Raw genomic sequence first — 15007 nt, 5'->3', positions numbered from 1 at the left:
CCACCTACATCGGAAGCATGCCAGAGATTGCCGTTACGATCAGGCCAAAGACGACCATGAAAATGAAGAACTTCCAAATGGTCTTCCACCATTGGCCAAACGAAATCTTAGCCACGGCAAGGCCAGCGACCGTCATGCCCGCCACGGGACTGATGGTGTTGATGGTCTGATTAGCAAACTGGAGCGCGGTAACGGCTGCCTCGGGATTGAGGCCCATAAGCTCGGTCAGGGGGCCCATAACAGGCATGGTGAGCGCCGCCAGGCCAGAACTCGAGGGAACCAGCAAAGAGAGCAGGCCAAGGACGATATACATAAACGTGGTGTAGACGGCGGCGGGTGCACCGGCGAGCGCAGTAGCGAGCGCCTGGAGGATGGTGTCGATGATCATGCCGCCCTCGGCGATGACCAGAATACCGCGAGCGATACCGATAACGATGGCAGCGTACGCAAAGTCGGCGAGACCCTTAACGAACTCCTCAGCGATCGTCTGCTGGTCAAGACCGCCCAGGATACCGGCAAGCAAGCCCATGCCAAGGAACACGGCGGAAATCTCATTCATGTACCAGCCCTGGGTAACAAGACCCCAGACGATAATGCCCATACCGCAAGCAAAATCGATAAGCACGAGCTTCTGACGGATAGTGAACTCTTCCTCAATGGAGGCATCGGTCACGGAAAACTCGATACGCTTGAGCTTATCGTCCTCATACGTAATGGACGACTCGGGGTTTTTCTTGACGCGCATGGCGTAGCGCATGGCCCATGCGATACCGACGGCAGTGAAGATGACCCAAGAAACGGCGCGCAGCCACAGTTGCGGATTGCCCTCGATGCCAATGATGCCTTGGGCGATCAAAACATTAAACGGGTCGATGGTCGAGGCACAATATCCCAGGTTAGGGCCAAGGAAGCAGATGATGAATGCCGTCATCGAGTCATAACCGATACCCATCATGATGGGAATGAAGATGGCATAGAACGGCAGGGCTTCCTCAGACATACCAAACGTAGTGCCGCAAATGGACAGCAACGTCATCGTGATGGGAATGATGAGGATGTCCTTGTTCTTGAGCTTTTTAATCACACGGCTCATGCCGGCATTCAAAGCGTTGGTCTTGGTGATGATTGCGAACGATCCGCCAATCAATAAGACGAACGCAACGACGTCGGCAGCCTCTTGGATACCCTTGGTGGGCGCTTGCAGGACCGCGAAGATATCCTGGCCCAGATTGATGGTCTCACCGGTCTCGGAATCGGTGTAGTTCTTATCGACCTGTTCATAGGTTCCGGCAACGGCGACTTCACGCTCGCCCGCCGCTGTCGAAATCGTCTTGCGCTGATACTGACCAGAGGGAACGATCCAAGTCAGGACCGCAAAGACAACGATCAGCAAGAACATGATCGTATAGACATGCGGTAATTTGAACTTAAAACGTCTGTTTGTCTTCTTCGCCTTCGTATCTGACATAGATACCTCCAAAGAACTCGAGACTGCATCGCATCTCGCTTCAACGTTTGCACAAGGCAAACGTTCTATGACGTTCTATAGATTACCAGCAGCTTTTTCCTTCATCAAGATAATTTCAAACTGATTGCCGCAACGCGGTTGAACGGTTGCGTTTGCGCCGTGAACGGTATGGAAACGCCCGGTGAGATGATCCACCGGGCGCTTCCATTCGCAATGTCCTAGATGTCAAAAACGTAGCGAGACCCAACGATTCGCTGACGACCGATGATAAACGGCCGCCGCTGCTCATCGAAAAAGAAGGCTTCCATATAAAACAAGGGTTCGCCAACGGGAACTGCCAACAGTCGAGCGACCTCGGGCGACGCGCAGGCGATCTCGAGCGTGCACGGGTCGGTAAACGCGGGCGTGCGGCCCGTCCGGTTGCGCACGAACTCAAAAATGGATTGGTTAGATAGAGGTGCCGTTGATAGATAGGCGTTGTCCTCGTAAACATATATGTTGTTCTCGAGCATGACAGGGACGCCATCGGCAGTGCGCACGCGCTCAACGCAAATCAAGTCAGTTCCAACGGGAACACCAAAGAACTGTGCTTCGGTGGAATCCGCCGGCAGTATCTTTCTCGAAATGACACACGCCCCCGGTTCCATTCCGTTAACGCGGCATGCGTCCGAAAAACTCTGAACGTCATCCTTCTGGCGAATCTTGCGCTTGAGCTTGGGGGCATTGACAAACGTGCCTTTCCCCTGTCGCTTCGTTAGATAGCCCTGCTGGACGAGCTCCTCAATAGCGCGTCGCACGGTAACGCGGCCAACTTTATAGCTCTCAGCCAATTCGAATTCGTTGGGTATCCGCGCGCCTGCCTTGTAGGCGCCGGAGTTGATTTCGTTTTTAATGATATCAATGACCTGTTGGTACAGCGGTATCGCTGCTTTACCGTCAGTCGGCCCTTCAGTCGGTGGCATATACCCTCTCCCAGCACAATTAATTCTAAAACGGGCTTAAGGGCATTCAACAAGCCCTTAAGCCCGCATTAGCTTAAAGTATGCTAGGTGTCGCACCAAAATGTTGGCTATTTACTCATCAGACCCGAAAAACGCGCAACTACCGCGCTCCTAAGAAAGCGTGAGCAGCTCCGGCAGCTGATCGATAATCTTATCCGCGGCATCTTGGCTAAAGCCAAAGCGTTCCTCGCGCTTGGCAACGACCGTCAGGCCGGCTCGCTTGCCAGCGGTGATGCCAGGCACCGAATCCTCAACGCAGCAGCAGCGATTCGCGGGCAGCCCCAGTAGGTCAAGCGCATGCAGGTAGATGTCGGGCTCGGGCTTGCTCTCCTTAAACTGCTCGCCGCTCACCACATACTCAAAGGCATCCGACAGCCCGCACGCATTGAGTACTTCCTCGATGCTATCCATGGGCGACGAGCTAGCAAGCGCCACGCGAACGCCGCGGCGCGGCAGCTCTCGAATCGTATCCACGGCGCCTGGGTTAATCAAAGTCTGATAGTCGCGCGGACGTTTATGCGCCCACTCATCCCAACGGGCCAACGCTTCCTCGCCAGTAAAATGCCCCTTACCGGCACGCTCAAACCAATCGACCAGCATGCGGAGAAAGAACTGATGCGAGGTACCGACCTGCCCGTTCAGCTCCTCTTGGGTTAGGTTAAGCCCAAGCTCCTTGGCAAACGCGGCAGTCTCGCCCAGGTAGTAATACTCGGTATCGACAATGACGCCGTCCATGTCAAAGATAACGGCGTCGAACGGAAATGCGGACACGGCACCCTCCCTAACAAAAGGGCGCCTGTAAGCAGGCGCCCGAACTATGCATTATTGGCGATTCTAGCCCAGCAGCTTATCCAGCGTCACCGCGATACCGTCTTCGTTGTTATTGGCGGTCACCATCTGGGCCACAGCCTTGACCTCGTCGACGGCGTTACCCATGGCAACACCGGTACCCGCCCACTCAATCATGGACTTGTCATTCTGGCCGTCACCAAACGAAACGACCTCGCTGGCATCGATGCCGAGCTTGGGCAGGGCACCCTCCAGTGCGCGGGCCTTGTCGATACCGGGCGCCGTGTACTCAAAATACCAGTCGGCCGTAAACATGCCCGAAAGCGTCTGCTTAAAGGGCGCATACATCTCCTCGTAATGCGCCTGCAGGTAGGCTGGATCGCCCGCCGTCAGCAGCTTGTCCACGGGACAAGCGTCCACGACCTCATGCAAGCTCTCGACCTCACGGATCTTAAGGTCGCACGCATCGCGCTCATACTTGACGATATTCTTCTGCGAACCGTCCGGCAGTGTGATCATGCAGCGATACGAGTCAACGACGTGCAGGTCCCGACCGAGCGAGATCATGGGAATCACGTCGAAATTGCGCAGATGATCAATCAGACGGTGCAGTTCGTCAGCCGGCATGGCCTGGTCAAAAAGGACCTCATCGGTCTGAGCGTCGACCACGTGCGCGCCATTAAAGGCAACTAGCAGACCGTCATGGTTTTGAAGGTCGAGCTCCTGCGCCAAGGCGTGCAGCCCCCATGCGGGACGGCCCGAAGCCAAGACGAGCTTAATGCCCGACTCCTGCGCCGCGAGCAGTTTCTCGCGCGTACGCGGGCTGATGACCTTTTGGTCGTTGGTGAGCGTACCGTCGATATCCATTGCGATGGCTTTGATTGCCATATATGTCTCCCTGTCATTGAACAACCTTGTCTGAGTCATCATACAGAACACCCACGGCGGCGCTGTTTGCAACGGGAAAATGTCATATTGTCCCAAACATGAACGGCGCGCCTTCGACGATTGCGATGCCCGTCGAGGCGCCTCCCGATACATTCCATCCTATCCAAATAGCAAAGGGCCCGCATCCCAACGGATACGGGCCCTTGTCTACTATGCGTTACTTATCGCAGCGAATCCTACTTACGATGAGCGCGGTAGAACTCGATGAGCGCCTGAGTCGAAGCGTCCTGCTCGGCCTTGGCGGCGTCGTCGTGGAAGGCCGGGGTGATCTGCTTGGCAAGCTGCTTGCCCAGCTCGACGCCCCACTGGTCGTAGGAGTCGATGCCCCAGACCGTGCCCTCGACAAACGTGATGTGCTCGTACAGGGCGATGAGCTCACCAAGCGCGAACGGGGTCAGCGTGTCGCCAAAAATCGAGGTCGTCGGACGGTTGCCCTCAAAGCAGCGGGCCGGGACGATCTGCTCGGGCGTGCCCTCGGCACGCACCTCATCGGCCGTCTTACCAAAGGCGAGCGCCTTGGTCTGGGCCAGGAAGTTGCCCAGGAACAGCTCGTGCACGTCCTGACCGCTGTCGGTCGCAGGGTTGGCGGTATTGGCAAAGGCGATGAAATCGGCCGGGACCACCACGGTGCCCTGGTGCAGCAGCTGGTAGAAGGCGTGCTGACCGTTGGTGCCGGGCTCGCCCCAGAAGATCTCGCCGGTATCGGAGGTCACAGCGCTGCCGTCCCAGCGGACATGCTTGCCGTTGGACTCCATGGTGAGCTGCTGCAGGTAGGCCGGGAAACGGTGCAGATACTGGCAGTACGGAAGCACGGCGTGGCTCTTGGAACCGAAGAAGTTGACGTACCAGACGTTGAACAAACCCATCAGCGCGACGGCATTGTTCTCGAGCGGCGTGTTGCAGAAGTACTCGTCGATGGCGTGGAAGCCCTCAAGGAACTGCTGGAAACGCTCGGGGCCGAGCACGACGATCAGCGACAGGCCCACGGCGGAGTCGACGGAGTAGCGGCCGCCGACCCAGTTCCAGAAACCAAAGGCGTTAGCCGGGTCGATACCGAAAGCCTCGACCTTCTCGAGTGCGGTGGAAACGGCGACGAAGTGCTTTGCCACAGCCTCGGCGTTCTGCTCATCGGAGCCATCGATGGCGCCCTGAGCCTTGAGCTGCTCGAGCATCCAGGTCTTGACCTCGCGGGCGTTGGTGAGGGTCTCGAGCGTGGTGAAGGTCTTAGAGACGATGATCACGAGCGTGGTCTCGGGATCCAAACCCTTGAGCTTCTCGGCCTGGTCGTTGGGGTCGATGTTGGAGATATAGCGGCAGTCGATACCGGCGTCGGCATAGGGACGCAGGGCCTCGTAAGCCATGACCGGGCCCAGATCGGAGCCGCCGATGCCGATGGACACCAGGTGCTCAATCTTCTTGCCGGTAACGCCCTTCCACTCACCGGAGCGCACGCGCTCGGCGAAGGCATACATGCGATCGAGGACCTCGTGCACGTCGGCGACGACATCCTGGCCGTCGACGATAAGCTGGCCTTTCTCGCTTGCCGGACGGCGCAGCGCGGTGTGCAGGACGGCGCGGTCCTCGGTGGTGTTGATGTGCTCGCCGGAGAACATGGCGTCGCGGCGCTCCTCGAGCTTCACCTCGCGGGCAAGATCGCACAGCAGCTTGACGGTCTCATCGGTCACCAGGTTCTTGGACAGATCGAAGTGAAGGTCGCCGGCGTCAAAGCTCAGCTTGTTCACGCGGTCGGCGTCAGCGGCGAACCAGGCCTTGAGGTCGATACCCTCGGCCTCGAGCTTCTCCTGATGAGCCTCGAGCGCCTTCCAAGCGGCGGTCGACGTAGCGTCGATAGGTGCGGCAACAGTTGCCATAAAGTCCTCCTCAGCATACGGGCGCAAGCCTCCATGCGCCCGGATAATCAGATAGTCCTATTCTAGCGCAGGTCAAGACTACAATCAGCGAGCGTTGCCAATCCGCCCCCCCAACGGCAACCGACCAAAAAGGGACAGGTTTATTTTGGCAGGTCAAACGCTTTACCAACCAAAAATAACCTATCCCTTTATGGTAAATATTAGGCCGCGGCGCACACACTGCCGAGCAGCTCGCGCAAGGGCGAGCCGATACCCTCCAGCAGTTCGGGAGCGATGATGGCGAAAACGGGAACCTCGCCGGCACCCACAACGGCGGGCACTTTTCCCTCGGAGACGATGCATCCGTAGGGAACAAAGCCGTCCTCGCCGGCATCGAGCACGGCCATGCGACGAGCGAGTTCGCGCGCAAAGCCCGCCGTATCGGCATCGCCGATCGCCAGGACAAAGTCCACGCCCTCATCGGTCGCCAGGGCTACGGCCTCATCGACCAAATCGTCTCCCCCGTCGCCCCCGACCAAGCCGCAACGAAAGAGCACGCGTTCGAGCAGGGCGCGATCGAGCGAGCCCAGCGCCGCCGAAACGAGCTCATCACGCGTGTGCTTGTCGCCTCCCAGCACGACCAGTGTCTTGGTGCCGCCATAGTGGGCAACCAATCGCCCGCACCAGCGAGCCACGTCCCCATCCGCAACCAAGCGCGTCGGCATACCAAACCCATAGTTAACCATTATCCCCACAACCCTTCCGTGCTTTATGGTGGCATCAATCGTTAGCCTCATGCTACGAAGCGAGCTTTTCCGAGCTGTTTCGCGCTCTTTAGGGCTGCGTTAAAAACCCGATGCAACCGCACGACCATACCTGCCAAAAAGGGACAGATTTTGACGGTGTCCGGTCGAGCAGGTATTATCGAACAGGTATTCGATAAGAACATGTGTTTGATGGGAGGGCTCGGATGGCGCACGAGCAGCACACCTACATCTGCATCGACCTCAAGACGTTTTATGCCAGCGTCGAGTGCGTCGATCGTGGGCTCGATCCGCTCACCACCAACCTGGTCGTTGCCGACGAATCGCGCGGACGCACGACTATCTGTCTCGCTATCACGCAGGCTATGAAGGACCTAGGGATTCACAACCGCTGTCGCCTGTTCGAAATACCCGATGGCATCGACTACATTAAGGCCGTACCGCGCATGCAGCACTACATGGAGGTGTCGGCGCGGATCTACGGTATCTACCTGGAATACGTCAGTCCGCAAGACATTCACGTCTACTCAATTGACGAGTGCTTTATCGACGTGACGCCATATCTGGACCTCTATCACACCGATGCGGAAGGCTTCGCCTGCATGTTGCGCGACGAGGTCCTCGCGCGCACCGGCATCACGGCGACGGTCGGCATCGGCCCCAACCTATTCCAGGCCAAGGTAGCACTCGACATCACTGCCAAGCATGTGCCCAGTCGCATCGGCACACTCGACGACGAGACCTTTCGCAAGGAGATCTGGCCCCATCGCCCCATCACCGACATCTGGGGCATCGGCCCCGGCGTGGCGGCCCGTCTCGAGAAATACGGTGTCTACGACCTGATGGGGGTCGCAGCGCTCGACGAGAACCTGCTCTACGACGAACTCGGCGTCAATGCCGAATATCTTATCGACCACGCCTTCGGGCGTGAGCCGACAACCATCGCCGATATCCAAGCTTATCGCCCGCAAGCGACCTCGACCACCACAGGGCAGGTGCTCTCGAAGGGCTATGCCTATGAGCAGGCCTACACCGTCTTGCGCGAGATGGTCGACAACGCCGTGTTGGACCTAGTCGATAAGCACGTGGTCTGCGACAGCATCTCGCTCTTTGTGGGTTATGCGAGCGAACGAGCTGACATACGCCGCCTCGACGCCAGCGGCACGGCGCAGTATATAGACGGCTGCGGACACCTGCGCTCGAGCACCTCGGGCATCGAGCCCGCAACGACCGCCGGCCCTGAGCTCGCGCCCCGTGCGCCCAAGCCCGTCCAGCGCGATGACGAACGGCGCCGCCTGGTGCGGGAGGCGCAGGCTATCGATGGCATCTTTGTGGGAGAGCATGGCGGCAAACCGCGCGGTGGCTATGCCGCACTCTTAGCGCACTCCAACGCCTCGCGCAAGCTGCCCGAGCGCACCAATTCGTTTAAGAAGATCATGGGCTATTTCGATGAGCTCTGGGCGCAGACCGTCGATCCCAAACGACCAGTCAAGCGCATCAACCTGGGATTTGGCAACCTCATGCCGGAGGAGTTTGCCACCATCGATCTATTTAGCGATGTCGAGGCCGATGAGCGCGAGCGCGAGCTGGCCCGTGCCGTGCTGGCTGTAAAAGGCAAATACGGCAAGAACGCGCTGGTTAAGGGACTGAGCTTTACCGCCGGTGCCACCGCACGCGAACGCAACGATCAGGTAGGAGGGCACCGTGCCTAAGCCCCAACAGCAGCCGATGCGGCCACCGACACCTTTTGAACGCCTAGCGGACCCCGAGGGAAGACGTCGCTCCGCCGACCCCAAGCTCACCGCTAACGGCGCCGTCCGTGCCGGCCGTGCCGCGCAGTTTATGCCCTTTGCCGCCCTCACGGGATATTACGAACTCGTGCGCAAGCAGGAAATCACCGCCGAACCAAAATGTGAACTCACGGAAGAAAAAGCCCTCGAGCTTTCGAAAAAGCTCGAGGGCCTCAAACGTGGCGACCTAGTCCGCGTCACCTATTACGATACGTACGGCTATCGCTCCCGCACCGGCATCCTCGACGAGGTACTCCCTGCCTTCAAGCTCCTCAAGCTCAAAGACATCGCCATCGATTTCGATGACATTCTTGACATCGAACTGCGCGGACGAGCCTAGACAAGGAAGTGCATCCAAGGCGGCGCTTACAGCGTCATGACGTAGTAACCCGCATCCTTCACGGCCGCCACGAGAGCACCGCGATCGATTGGCCGCTTGGAGCGCACGCGCGCCGTGTGGTCCGCGTACGTTACCGTTGCCCACACACCATTCAGCGCATTGAGGGCATTGGCCACATTCTGAGCGCAGCCATCGCAGCTCATGCCGCCGATGAGCAGCTCATCGCTATAGGGGTAGTGGGACGGATCGGTATCCGCAACCACTACCTTCTTGGCCTTCTTACCGCTCGTGCCATCGCTGCAGCAGCTCTTTCCGTGTGTCGAAGCGACAATACGCCGCAGGCCAAAGAACATGCCGACGACAATCGCGGCAAGCACGATGATATTTGCAGGGTTTAGCAAGTCTTCCATGCGATCCCCTTTCTCCAAACTCTTATACCTATACCCCCATGGGGTGTTCCCATCTTACTCCAAACTCGTGTCGGTTCGGTCAATTAGTTTCCCGCTTCAAACTTTTTTGTTGACCTTGGCTTACTTTCGTGTATAAGTTTTCCTAGGCTAACAACTGAGGACCCGAAAGGAGCATCGTGACTCGAACCATTGACATCCCAACATACCAAACGGCTGTCGTGCGCAACTGCTCCCCTACGCTCGCAGGTATCAAGCCGGCCTCGCTCTTTACCTATCCCGGCGTTTACGCCAACCAAGGCGGAAAACCCGGCGCCGCCCATATCGAAGAGCGACGCTCTCGCCTGCTCGCGGTCATTGCCCAATGCAACCGCGAGCTCCAGCCACTCGGGATCCATATGAGCGTTTTGGTCTGGCGCCCCTGCGGAGCGCTCATCTATGTGTACCGCCCTGCGGACCTCATGCGATACCTCTCCGACCCCCGCGCCACGACGGCGCTTACCGCCGAAGGTTACGATGTCCACAACCTGCCCGCATCCCTGGTGCATCTCGCCGCGCGCATCACGCTGGCAAGCAGCAATGCCGCAGAAAGCGCCTATGACAGCAGCGTCTGCGCACTCGCGCGAAATAGGCACTGCGATACGGGGTGCATGTGCGAGTTCCCCCACGAAATTGGCTATTTTTTGGGCTATCCCTACGAAGATGTCCATCAGTTTATCGTCCAGCACGGCGAAAACTATAAGGTCTTTGGCGCATGGAAGGTATACACAAACGTTGAGCAGGCGCTCACGACCTTCGATTCCTATCGCGCATGCACGCAATACCTTACGTACATCTATCAACAGGGCTGCACCCTGGGACAACTTGTCCAGGCAACCCGATAGAGCATACAAAACGCGGCCGCACGCCGCACAACCGAAAGGAAAACATATGAGCAAGATCGCCGTCGTCTATTGGAGTGGCACGGGCAATACCGAGGCCATGGCAAACCTCGTCGCCGAAGGCGCCACGTCCGCGGGTGCCGAGACTGAGGTCATCCCCTGCGCCGACTTCTCTGCCGACAGGGCCGCCGACTACGACGCCTTCGCCTTCGGCTGCCCCGCCATGGGCTCCGAGGAACTCGAGTACGATGAGTTCCAGCCGATGTGGGACGAGGTCAAGGAGGTTCTCGGCGACAAGAAGGTCGTCCTCTTTGGCTCCTATTCGTGGGCCGAGGGCGAGTGGATGGACAACTGGAAGGCCGACGCCGACGAGGCGGGCGTCAACGTCGTCGATTCCGTCATCTGCTACGACGCTCCCGACGATGAGGGCGAGGCGGCCTGCCGCGCCCTTGGAGCCGAGCTCGCCTAGCGGCAATGAGCTCCGCCCATAACGAGCTCTGCACCAAAACACATTCGCATCCCAACAAAAACGGGAGCCGGATCACATCCGGCTCCCGTTTTCTGTTATGTCAGTCATATAAAGCGGCTACGAGATATTTCCCAAGAACGCCTTGGTGCGCTCGCTCTTGGGGTGGTCGAAGACCTCGCTCGGCGTACCCTCTTCCACGATAACGCCGCCGTCCATAAAGACGACGCGGTCGGCGACGTCGCGGGCAAAGCCCATCTCATGCGTCACGACGATCATGGTCATACCGTCACGTGCAAGATCGCGCATAACGCCAAGAACGTCGCGAACCAGCTCGGGGTCGAGCGCCGACGTGGCCTCGTCAAAGAGCATGACGTGAGGGTTCATCGACAGGGCGCGGGCGATGGCAACGCGCTGCTGCTGGCCACCCGAGAGCTGGCTCGGCATAAAGTCGATGCGCTCGGCAAGACCGACCTTGGTCAGCTCCTCGATAGCGATTTTCTCGGCCTCTTCCTTGCTGCGCTTGAGCACCTTCTGCTGCGCGAGCATGACGTTCTTTTTGACTGAGAGGTGCGGGAACAAATTGAACTGCTGGAACACCATACCCAGATGCGTGCGCACCTTGTTAAGATCGACGCCCTTGGCGCACACGTCCACACCCTCAACGACAATCGAGCCACTCGTGGGATGCTCAAGACGGTTGATGCAGCGAAGCATCGTCGACTTACCCGAGCCCGAGGGACCCAGAACTACGACAACCTCGCCCTTGTGCACATCCAGATCGATATCGCGCAGGACCACGTTATCGCCAAAGGCCTTCTGGAGGTTCTTGATGCTGACGACGACCTCGTTCGAGTTATTGGTTTCGCTCATGATAGGACCTCCTTACAGACCGGCGATGTGATCGGCGGGCGTCGCGACGACCTGTCCGGCGCTCTTGGCGGGACGCTTCTTCTTAGTTTCGGCCGTGCCCAAAAGCCTCGCCTCAAGGCCGCTCACCAAGCGAGCGAGCGGCAGGGTGATGACCAGATAGAACAGGGCGGCAACCACGTACGGTGTAATAGAGCCCGTCGTGGCCACGATGGTGCGGGCGTTCATGACGATCTCGACCACGCCCACGGCCGCGAGCAGCGACGTATCCTTGTAAAGCAGGATGAACTCACTGGTCAACGTTGGCAGGACATTGCGGAACGTCTGCGGAATCATAACGTAGAGCAGTGTCTGGAAGGCGTTCATGCCCAGCGAGCGCGCAGCCTCGTTCTGGCCCTTGGGGATCGACTGAATACCGGCACGGAAGATCTCGCACAGGTAGGCGGACGAGTTCATGGCCATGACGATGACGCCCAGCACATAGTCGTCAACCTTGACGCCGGCCAGCGGCAGGCCAAAGAACGCGATGTAGATCTGCAGGAACGCCGGCGTACCGCGAATGATATTCACATAGATACCGGCAAGGCAACGCAGGATGCGCGACTTGGAGATGCGCATGAGCGACAGGGCGAAACCGAAGGGAATTGCCAGCGGAAACGCCACGAGCACGATCGAGAGCGACATGAGGAAGCCTTTGAAGACGATCGGCAGGCTCTGGACCAAAATGACCGGGTTCAGGAACAGGCGAAGGAACATGTTGGAATTCCATGCCTCGACCCACGGCTGCTCCTTAAGGTCGGCCAGGAAGTTATCGAATGCCGTCACGCCCTTGATCTCCACCGACGGAATCTTGGAGATCTTCTTGGTCGAACCATCGGCCAAAGTGTAGGTGCCGCTAAAGGCCTCGTCACCGCCCTCGACGGGGAAGGTCACGCCGTAAACCTCGACACGGAAAAAGCCGCCGGCAGGCGCCGTCTCGCCAAAGTCAATCTTGAGCGTCTGGCCGTCAGCCTTGCACGTGGGTTTCATGGGCGTACGATCCATGAGGTCCTCGCCCGAGAGCATCGTCAATCGCGTGTCATCGGTACCAAACGTCGTGCCGTCGACAAACGTCAAAGAAAGACCGCTCAGCTCCTCGTCGGCATCGGCCTGAACTTCCCAGGTAATGCGCGTCTCGGTGCCGCCGACCACATCGCTGCCCGAACCGGTGTTGGGTCGGGCGGTAATCTTTGCGGTCTCAAGCGCCTGGGCGGTCGTGGGCGCATATGCCCCCGCGCACACCAGCGCGAGCGCCACGGCCATGACGCAGGCTAGCTTTTGGAGCAGGACGGGCAGTGGAAAACGCTGCTCAGCGGCCCCTTTGTTCAGTCGAGACAAGGTGGCTCCTATCGTAGAAGTTGCCGGCAAAACGAGACGGAAACGCTCTCCGTCAAGAGAAGCGCAAAGGCCCTCTCCGCAAAACGGAAAGGGCCCGCGCGCAATCAAGTAGTTATTTTACTTGATGTTGTACTTAGCCATGAGGGCGTCGACGGTACCGTCGTCGGTCAGGTCCTTGATGGCCTGGTTGATGTCATCCTTGAGCTTGGTGTTGCCCTGGTTGATGGCAATGGCGTACTCCTCGCCGGTGCTGATCTGCTTGATGGTCTGGCAGGTGTTGAACTGCTCGGCGGTCAGCTGGCTGGCAACGGAGCGGTTGGTGACTACGGCGTCGCCCTTATCGGACTGCAGGGCGCTGAAGCACTCGGTAGCGTCCTTGTAGGGGACGATCTTGGCCTTCGGGAAGTTCTCCTGGGCAAAGGCCTCGGCGGTCGAGCCAGACTGGACGATGATGGTAGCGTCGGCGTTGTTGAGCTTCTCGCTGTAGTTGTCGGCCGTGATGTCGGTGTTATCGACCTTGGTCACGATAGCCTGATCGTCCATGTAGTAGGAATCAGAGAAAGTGACTTCCTTCTCACGCTCGGGCGTGTCGGTGATAGCCGCGATGGAAACATCATACTTGGCGCCCGAAGCGACGCCCGGAACCAGCGTGTCAAAGTCATTGTTGACATACTCGACATCCAGGCCCAGCTTGTCGCCGATAGCCTTGATGAGCTCAAGGTCAAAGCCCTGATAATCGCCGTTGTCATCCTTGTACTCAAACGGAGCGTACTCGGCAGAGGTGCCGACGGTGAGCGTACCGTCTTTGACGAGTGCATACTCCTTGGAGCCGTCGACCTTCTCGACCTTCGCGTTGTCAGAGCTGCTGGAACCGGCATCGGAACCAGAGGTGGCGTTGGACGAACCACAGCCCGTCAGTGCAAGAGCGAGCGCCATGGCGCCCGTGGCTGCAAACGCGCCAAGCTTCTTGAGCTTCATAATCAGTCTCCTTCCAGTGACCCCGTTTGATTCAGAGGTCTGCAAAAACTGTTGGCTATTATGCACCCGGAATTACGAATCTGCAATGAGAAAACTGATTGAAACAAACCCATAACGTGAATGGAATACTCCACTTAGCAACAGTCATTACTGCTGCAATGACCTTAACAGTTTGATTTCAGCCGCATAACCTGCAAGTTCGTTCGGTGTCTCCAAGATGAATGGCAATGCGCGCAAGCGGCTATTCGATACAATATTCTGCATAACCTGCATACCGCCGCCAAACTCTTCACTACCCAGGTAGCCCTTGCCGATGCACTCGTGGCGATCCTTATGGGCGCCGCAGGGGTTCTTGGAGTCATTGATATGCACGGCGCGCAAGCGCTCGATACCCACCACGCGGTCGAACTCGTCGAGTACGCCGTCCAGGTCATGGATGATGTCGTAGCCAGCATCGCTCACATGGCAGGTGTCCAAACAAACGCCCAGCTTATCGGACAGCTCCGGGCACTTGGCGGCAACGCCCTCGATAATGCGCGCCAGCTCTTCAAAGCTACGGCCCACCTCGGTGCCCTTGCCCGCCATGGTCTCAAGCAATACCGTCGTCTGCTGTCCCTCAAACATCACCTGGCACAGCGTGTCGACAATCATCTGAATGCCGGCGTCTGCCCCCTGTCCCACATGCGCACCGGGATGGAAGTTGTAGTAGTTGCCGGGCAGTGCTTCCAGACGCTGCAAATCTTCCGCCATAGCCTCCAAGGCAAACTCCCGCGCCCGCTCCTTAGCGGAGCAGGGGTTATAGGTATACGGGGCATGCGCCACTAGCGGTCCAAAGTCGTTTTGCGCCATAAGCTCGCGCAGAGCCGCCACGTCATCCATGTCAAGGTCTTTTGCCTTGCCACCGCGCGGGTTGCGCGTAAAGAACGCAAAGGTATTGGCACCAATGGACAACGCCGTCTCCCCCATTGCCCGATAGCCCTTCGTCGTCGAAAGATGACACCCGATCGTTAGCATCTCCAACTCCCCCTCATCAGTTGCGGTGAAATACGGTCTATTGGTGCCTTATTTTGGCGCAAAC

The 15007-nt window shown here is 58.3% G+C and carries 15 protein-coding genes; 4 read left to right on the top strand and 11 right to left on the bottom strand.

Annotated elements, in window-relative coordinates; translation table 11 throughout:
• Nucleotides 1-4: 4 nt before the first annotated feature.
• From DXC67_RS04200 to DXC67_RS04175, 6 genes are all read right to left on the bottom strand, one after another.
• A complete protein-coding gene (locus DXC67_RS04200; protein ID WP_117629750.1) occupies nt 5-1468 on the bottom strand; it encodes a YfcC family protein in 1464 nt (487 codons plus the stop codon).
• Nucleotides 1469-1686: 218 nt separating this feature from the next.
• The gene (locus tag DXC67_RS04195; RefSeq protein WP_117629749.1) at nt 1687-2430 is read right to left on the bottom strand and encodes a GntR family transcriptional regulator; all 744 of its coding nucleotides are present in this window, start codon (nt 2428-2430) and stop codon (nt 1687-1689) included.
• Nucleotides 2431-2580: 150 nt separating this feature from the next.
• Nucleotides 2581-3240, bottom strand: a complete 660-nt coding sequence (locus DXC67_RS04190; RefSeq protein WP_255413347.1) for an HAD family phosphatase — start codon at nt 3238-3240, stop codon at nt 2581-2583.
• Nucleotides 3241-3303: 63 nt separating this feature from the next.
• On the bottom strand, nt 3304-4146 hold the full coding sequence (locus DXC67_RS04185) for a Cof-type HAD-IIB family hydrolase (RefSeq protein WP_199410602.1): 843 nt from the start codon (nt 4144-4146) through the stop codon (nt 3304-3306).
• Nucleotides 4147-4382: 236 nt separating this feature from the next.
• Complete coding sequence (pgi, locus tag DXC67_RS04180) at nt 4383-6077, bottom strand: glucose-6-phosphate isomerase (protein ID WP_117637472.1); 1695 nt, start codon at nt 6075-6077, stop codon at nt 4383-4385.
• A gap of 200 nt (nt 6078-6277) precedes the next feature.
• Nucleotides 6278-6802: an iron-containing alcohol dehydrogenase gene (locus tag DXC67_RS04175; protein WP_158551284.1), complete on the bottom strand. Its 525-nt coding sequence runs from the start codon at nt 6800-6802 to the stop codon at nt 6278-6280.
• Between the two features lie 224 nt (nt 6803-7026).
• Here DXC67_RS04175 and DXC67_RS04170 point away from each other — a divergent pair, with 224 nt between their 5' ends.
• A complete protein-coding gene (locus tag DXC67_RS04170; RefSeq protein WP_117637470.1) occupies nt 7027-8532 on the top strand; it encodes a DNA repair protein in 1506 nt (501 codons plus the stop codon).
• On the top strand, nt 8525-8950 hold the full coding sequence (locus DXC67_RS04165) for a YolD-like family protein (protein WP_233503154.1): 426 nt from the start codon (nt 8525-8527) through the stop codon (nt 8948-8950). Before DXC67_RS04170 ends, DXC67_RS04165 begins: the two co-directional genes overlap by 8 nt.
• 26 nt (nt 8951-8976) lie before the next feature.
• Here DXC67_RS04165 and DXC67_RS04160 read toward each other — a convergent pair whose 3' ends face one another.
• The gene (locus DXC67_RS04160) at nt 8977-9360 is read right to left on the bottom strand and encodes a heavy-metal-associated domain-containing protein (RefSeq protein WP_117637468.1); all 384 of its coding nucleotides are present in this window, start codon (nt 9358-9360) and stop codon (nt 8977-8979) included.
• A gap of 176 nt (nt 9361-9536) precedes the next feature.
• On the opposite strand from DXC67_RS04160, the gene DXC67_RS04155 reads away from it, so the two are divergent.
• Both DXC67_RS04155 and DXC67_RS04150 read left to right on the top strand, forming a co-directional pair.
• The gene (locus DXC67_RS04155) at nt 9537-10241 is read left to right on the top strand and encodes a DUF3793 family protein (protein WP_158551283.1); all 705 of its coding nucleotides are present in this window, start codon (nt 9537-9539) and stop codon (nt 10239-10241) included.
• A 46-nt stretch (nt 10242-10287) separates the two neighbouring features.
• Nucleotides 10288-10707, top strand: a complete 420-nt coding sequence (locus DXC67_RS04150; protein ID WP_117637467.1) for a flavodoxin — start codon at nt 10288-10290, stop codon at nt 10705-10707.
• 117 nt (nt 10708-10824) lie between these two features.
• On the opposite strand, the gene DXC67_RS04145 is transcribed toward DXC67_RS04150, so the two are convergent.
• The 4 genes from DXC67_RS04145 to DXC67_RS04130 form a co-directional block, all read right to left on the bottom strand.
• Nucleotides 10825-11577: an amino acid ABC transporter ATP-binding protein gene (locus tag DXC67_RS04145; protein ID WP_117629740.1), complete on the bottom strand. Its 753-nt coding sequence runs from the start codon at nt 11575-11577 to the stop codon at nt 10825-10827.
• 12 nt (nt 11578-11589) lie between these two features.
• Entirely contained in the window at nt 11590-12951 is a 1362-nt protein-coding gene (locus tag DXC67_RS04140) for an ABC transporter permease subunit (RefSeq protein ID WP_233503153.1), read from the bottom strand.
• Nucleotides 12952-13068: 117 nt separating this feature from the next.
• Complete coding sequence (locus DXC67_RS04135) at nt 13069-13929, bottom strand: ABC transporter substrate-binding protein (RefSeq protein ID WP_117637466.1); 861 nt, start codon at nt 13927-13929, stop codon at nt 13069-13071.
• A gap of 147 nt (nt 13930-14076) precedes the next feature.
• Complete coding sequence (locus DXC67_RS04130) at nt 14077-14943, bottom strand: deoxyribonuclease IV (RefSeq protein ID WP_117637465.1); 867 nt, start codon at nt 14941-14943, stop codon at nt 14077-14079.
• Between the last annotated feature and the right edge of the window lie 64 nt (nt 14944-15007).

Origin of the sequence: Collinsella sp. TF07-1 (genome assembly GCF_003437235.1) — a bacterium.
Lineage (GTDB): Bacteria > Actinomycetota > Coriobacteriia > Coriobacteriales > Coriobacteriaceae > Collinsella.
The sequence above is the reverse complement of the archived record's forward strand: the minus strand, read 5'-3'. Positions and strand labels throughout refer to the sequence as shown.

Coding starts and splice junctions, on each gene's coding strand:
- DXC67_RS04130 (WP_117637465.1), bottom strand. CDS start 14,943: ATGCTAACGATCGGGTGTCATCTTTCGACGACGAAGGGCTATCGGGCA.
- DXC67_RS04135 (WP_117637466.1), bottom strand. CDS start 13,929: ATGAAGCTCAAGAAGCTTGGCGCGTTTGCAGCCACGGGCGCCATGGCG.
- DXC67_RS04200 (WP_117629750.1), bottom strand. CDS start 1,468: ATGTCAGATACGAAGGCGAAGAAGACAAACAGACGTTTTAAGTTCAAA.
- DXC67_RS04185 (WP_199410602.1), bottom strand. CDS start 4,146: ATGGCAATCAAAGCCATCGCAATGGATATCGACGGTACGCTCACCAAC.
- DXC67_RS04195 (WP_117629749.1), bottom strand. CDS start 2,430: ATGCCACCGACTGAAGGGCCGACTGACGGTAAAGCAGCGATACCGCTG.
- DXC67_RS04160 (WP_117637468.1), bottom strand. CDS start 9,360: ATGGAAGACTTGCTAAACCCTGCAAATATCATCGTGCTTGCCGCGATT.
- pgi (WP_117637472.1), bottom strand. CDS start 6,077: ATGGCAACTGTTGCCGCACCTATCGACGCTACGTCGACCGCCGCTTGG.
- DXC67_RS04145 (WP_117629740.1), bottom strand. CDS start 11,577: ATGAGCGAAACCAATAACTCGAACGAGGTCGTCGTCAGCATCAAGAAC.
- DXC67_RS04150 (WP_117637467.1), top strand. CDS start 10,288: ATGAGCAAGATCGCCGTCGTCTATTGGAGTGGCACGGGCAATACCGAG.
- DXC67_RS04170 (WP_117637470.1), top strand. CDS start 7,027: ATGGCGCACGAGCAGCACACCTACATCTGCATCGACCTCAAGACGTTT.
- DXC67_RS04175 (WP_158551284.1), bottom strand. CDS start 6,802: ATGGTTAACTATGGGTTTGGTATGCCGACGCGCTTGGTTGCGGATGGG.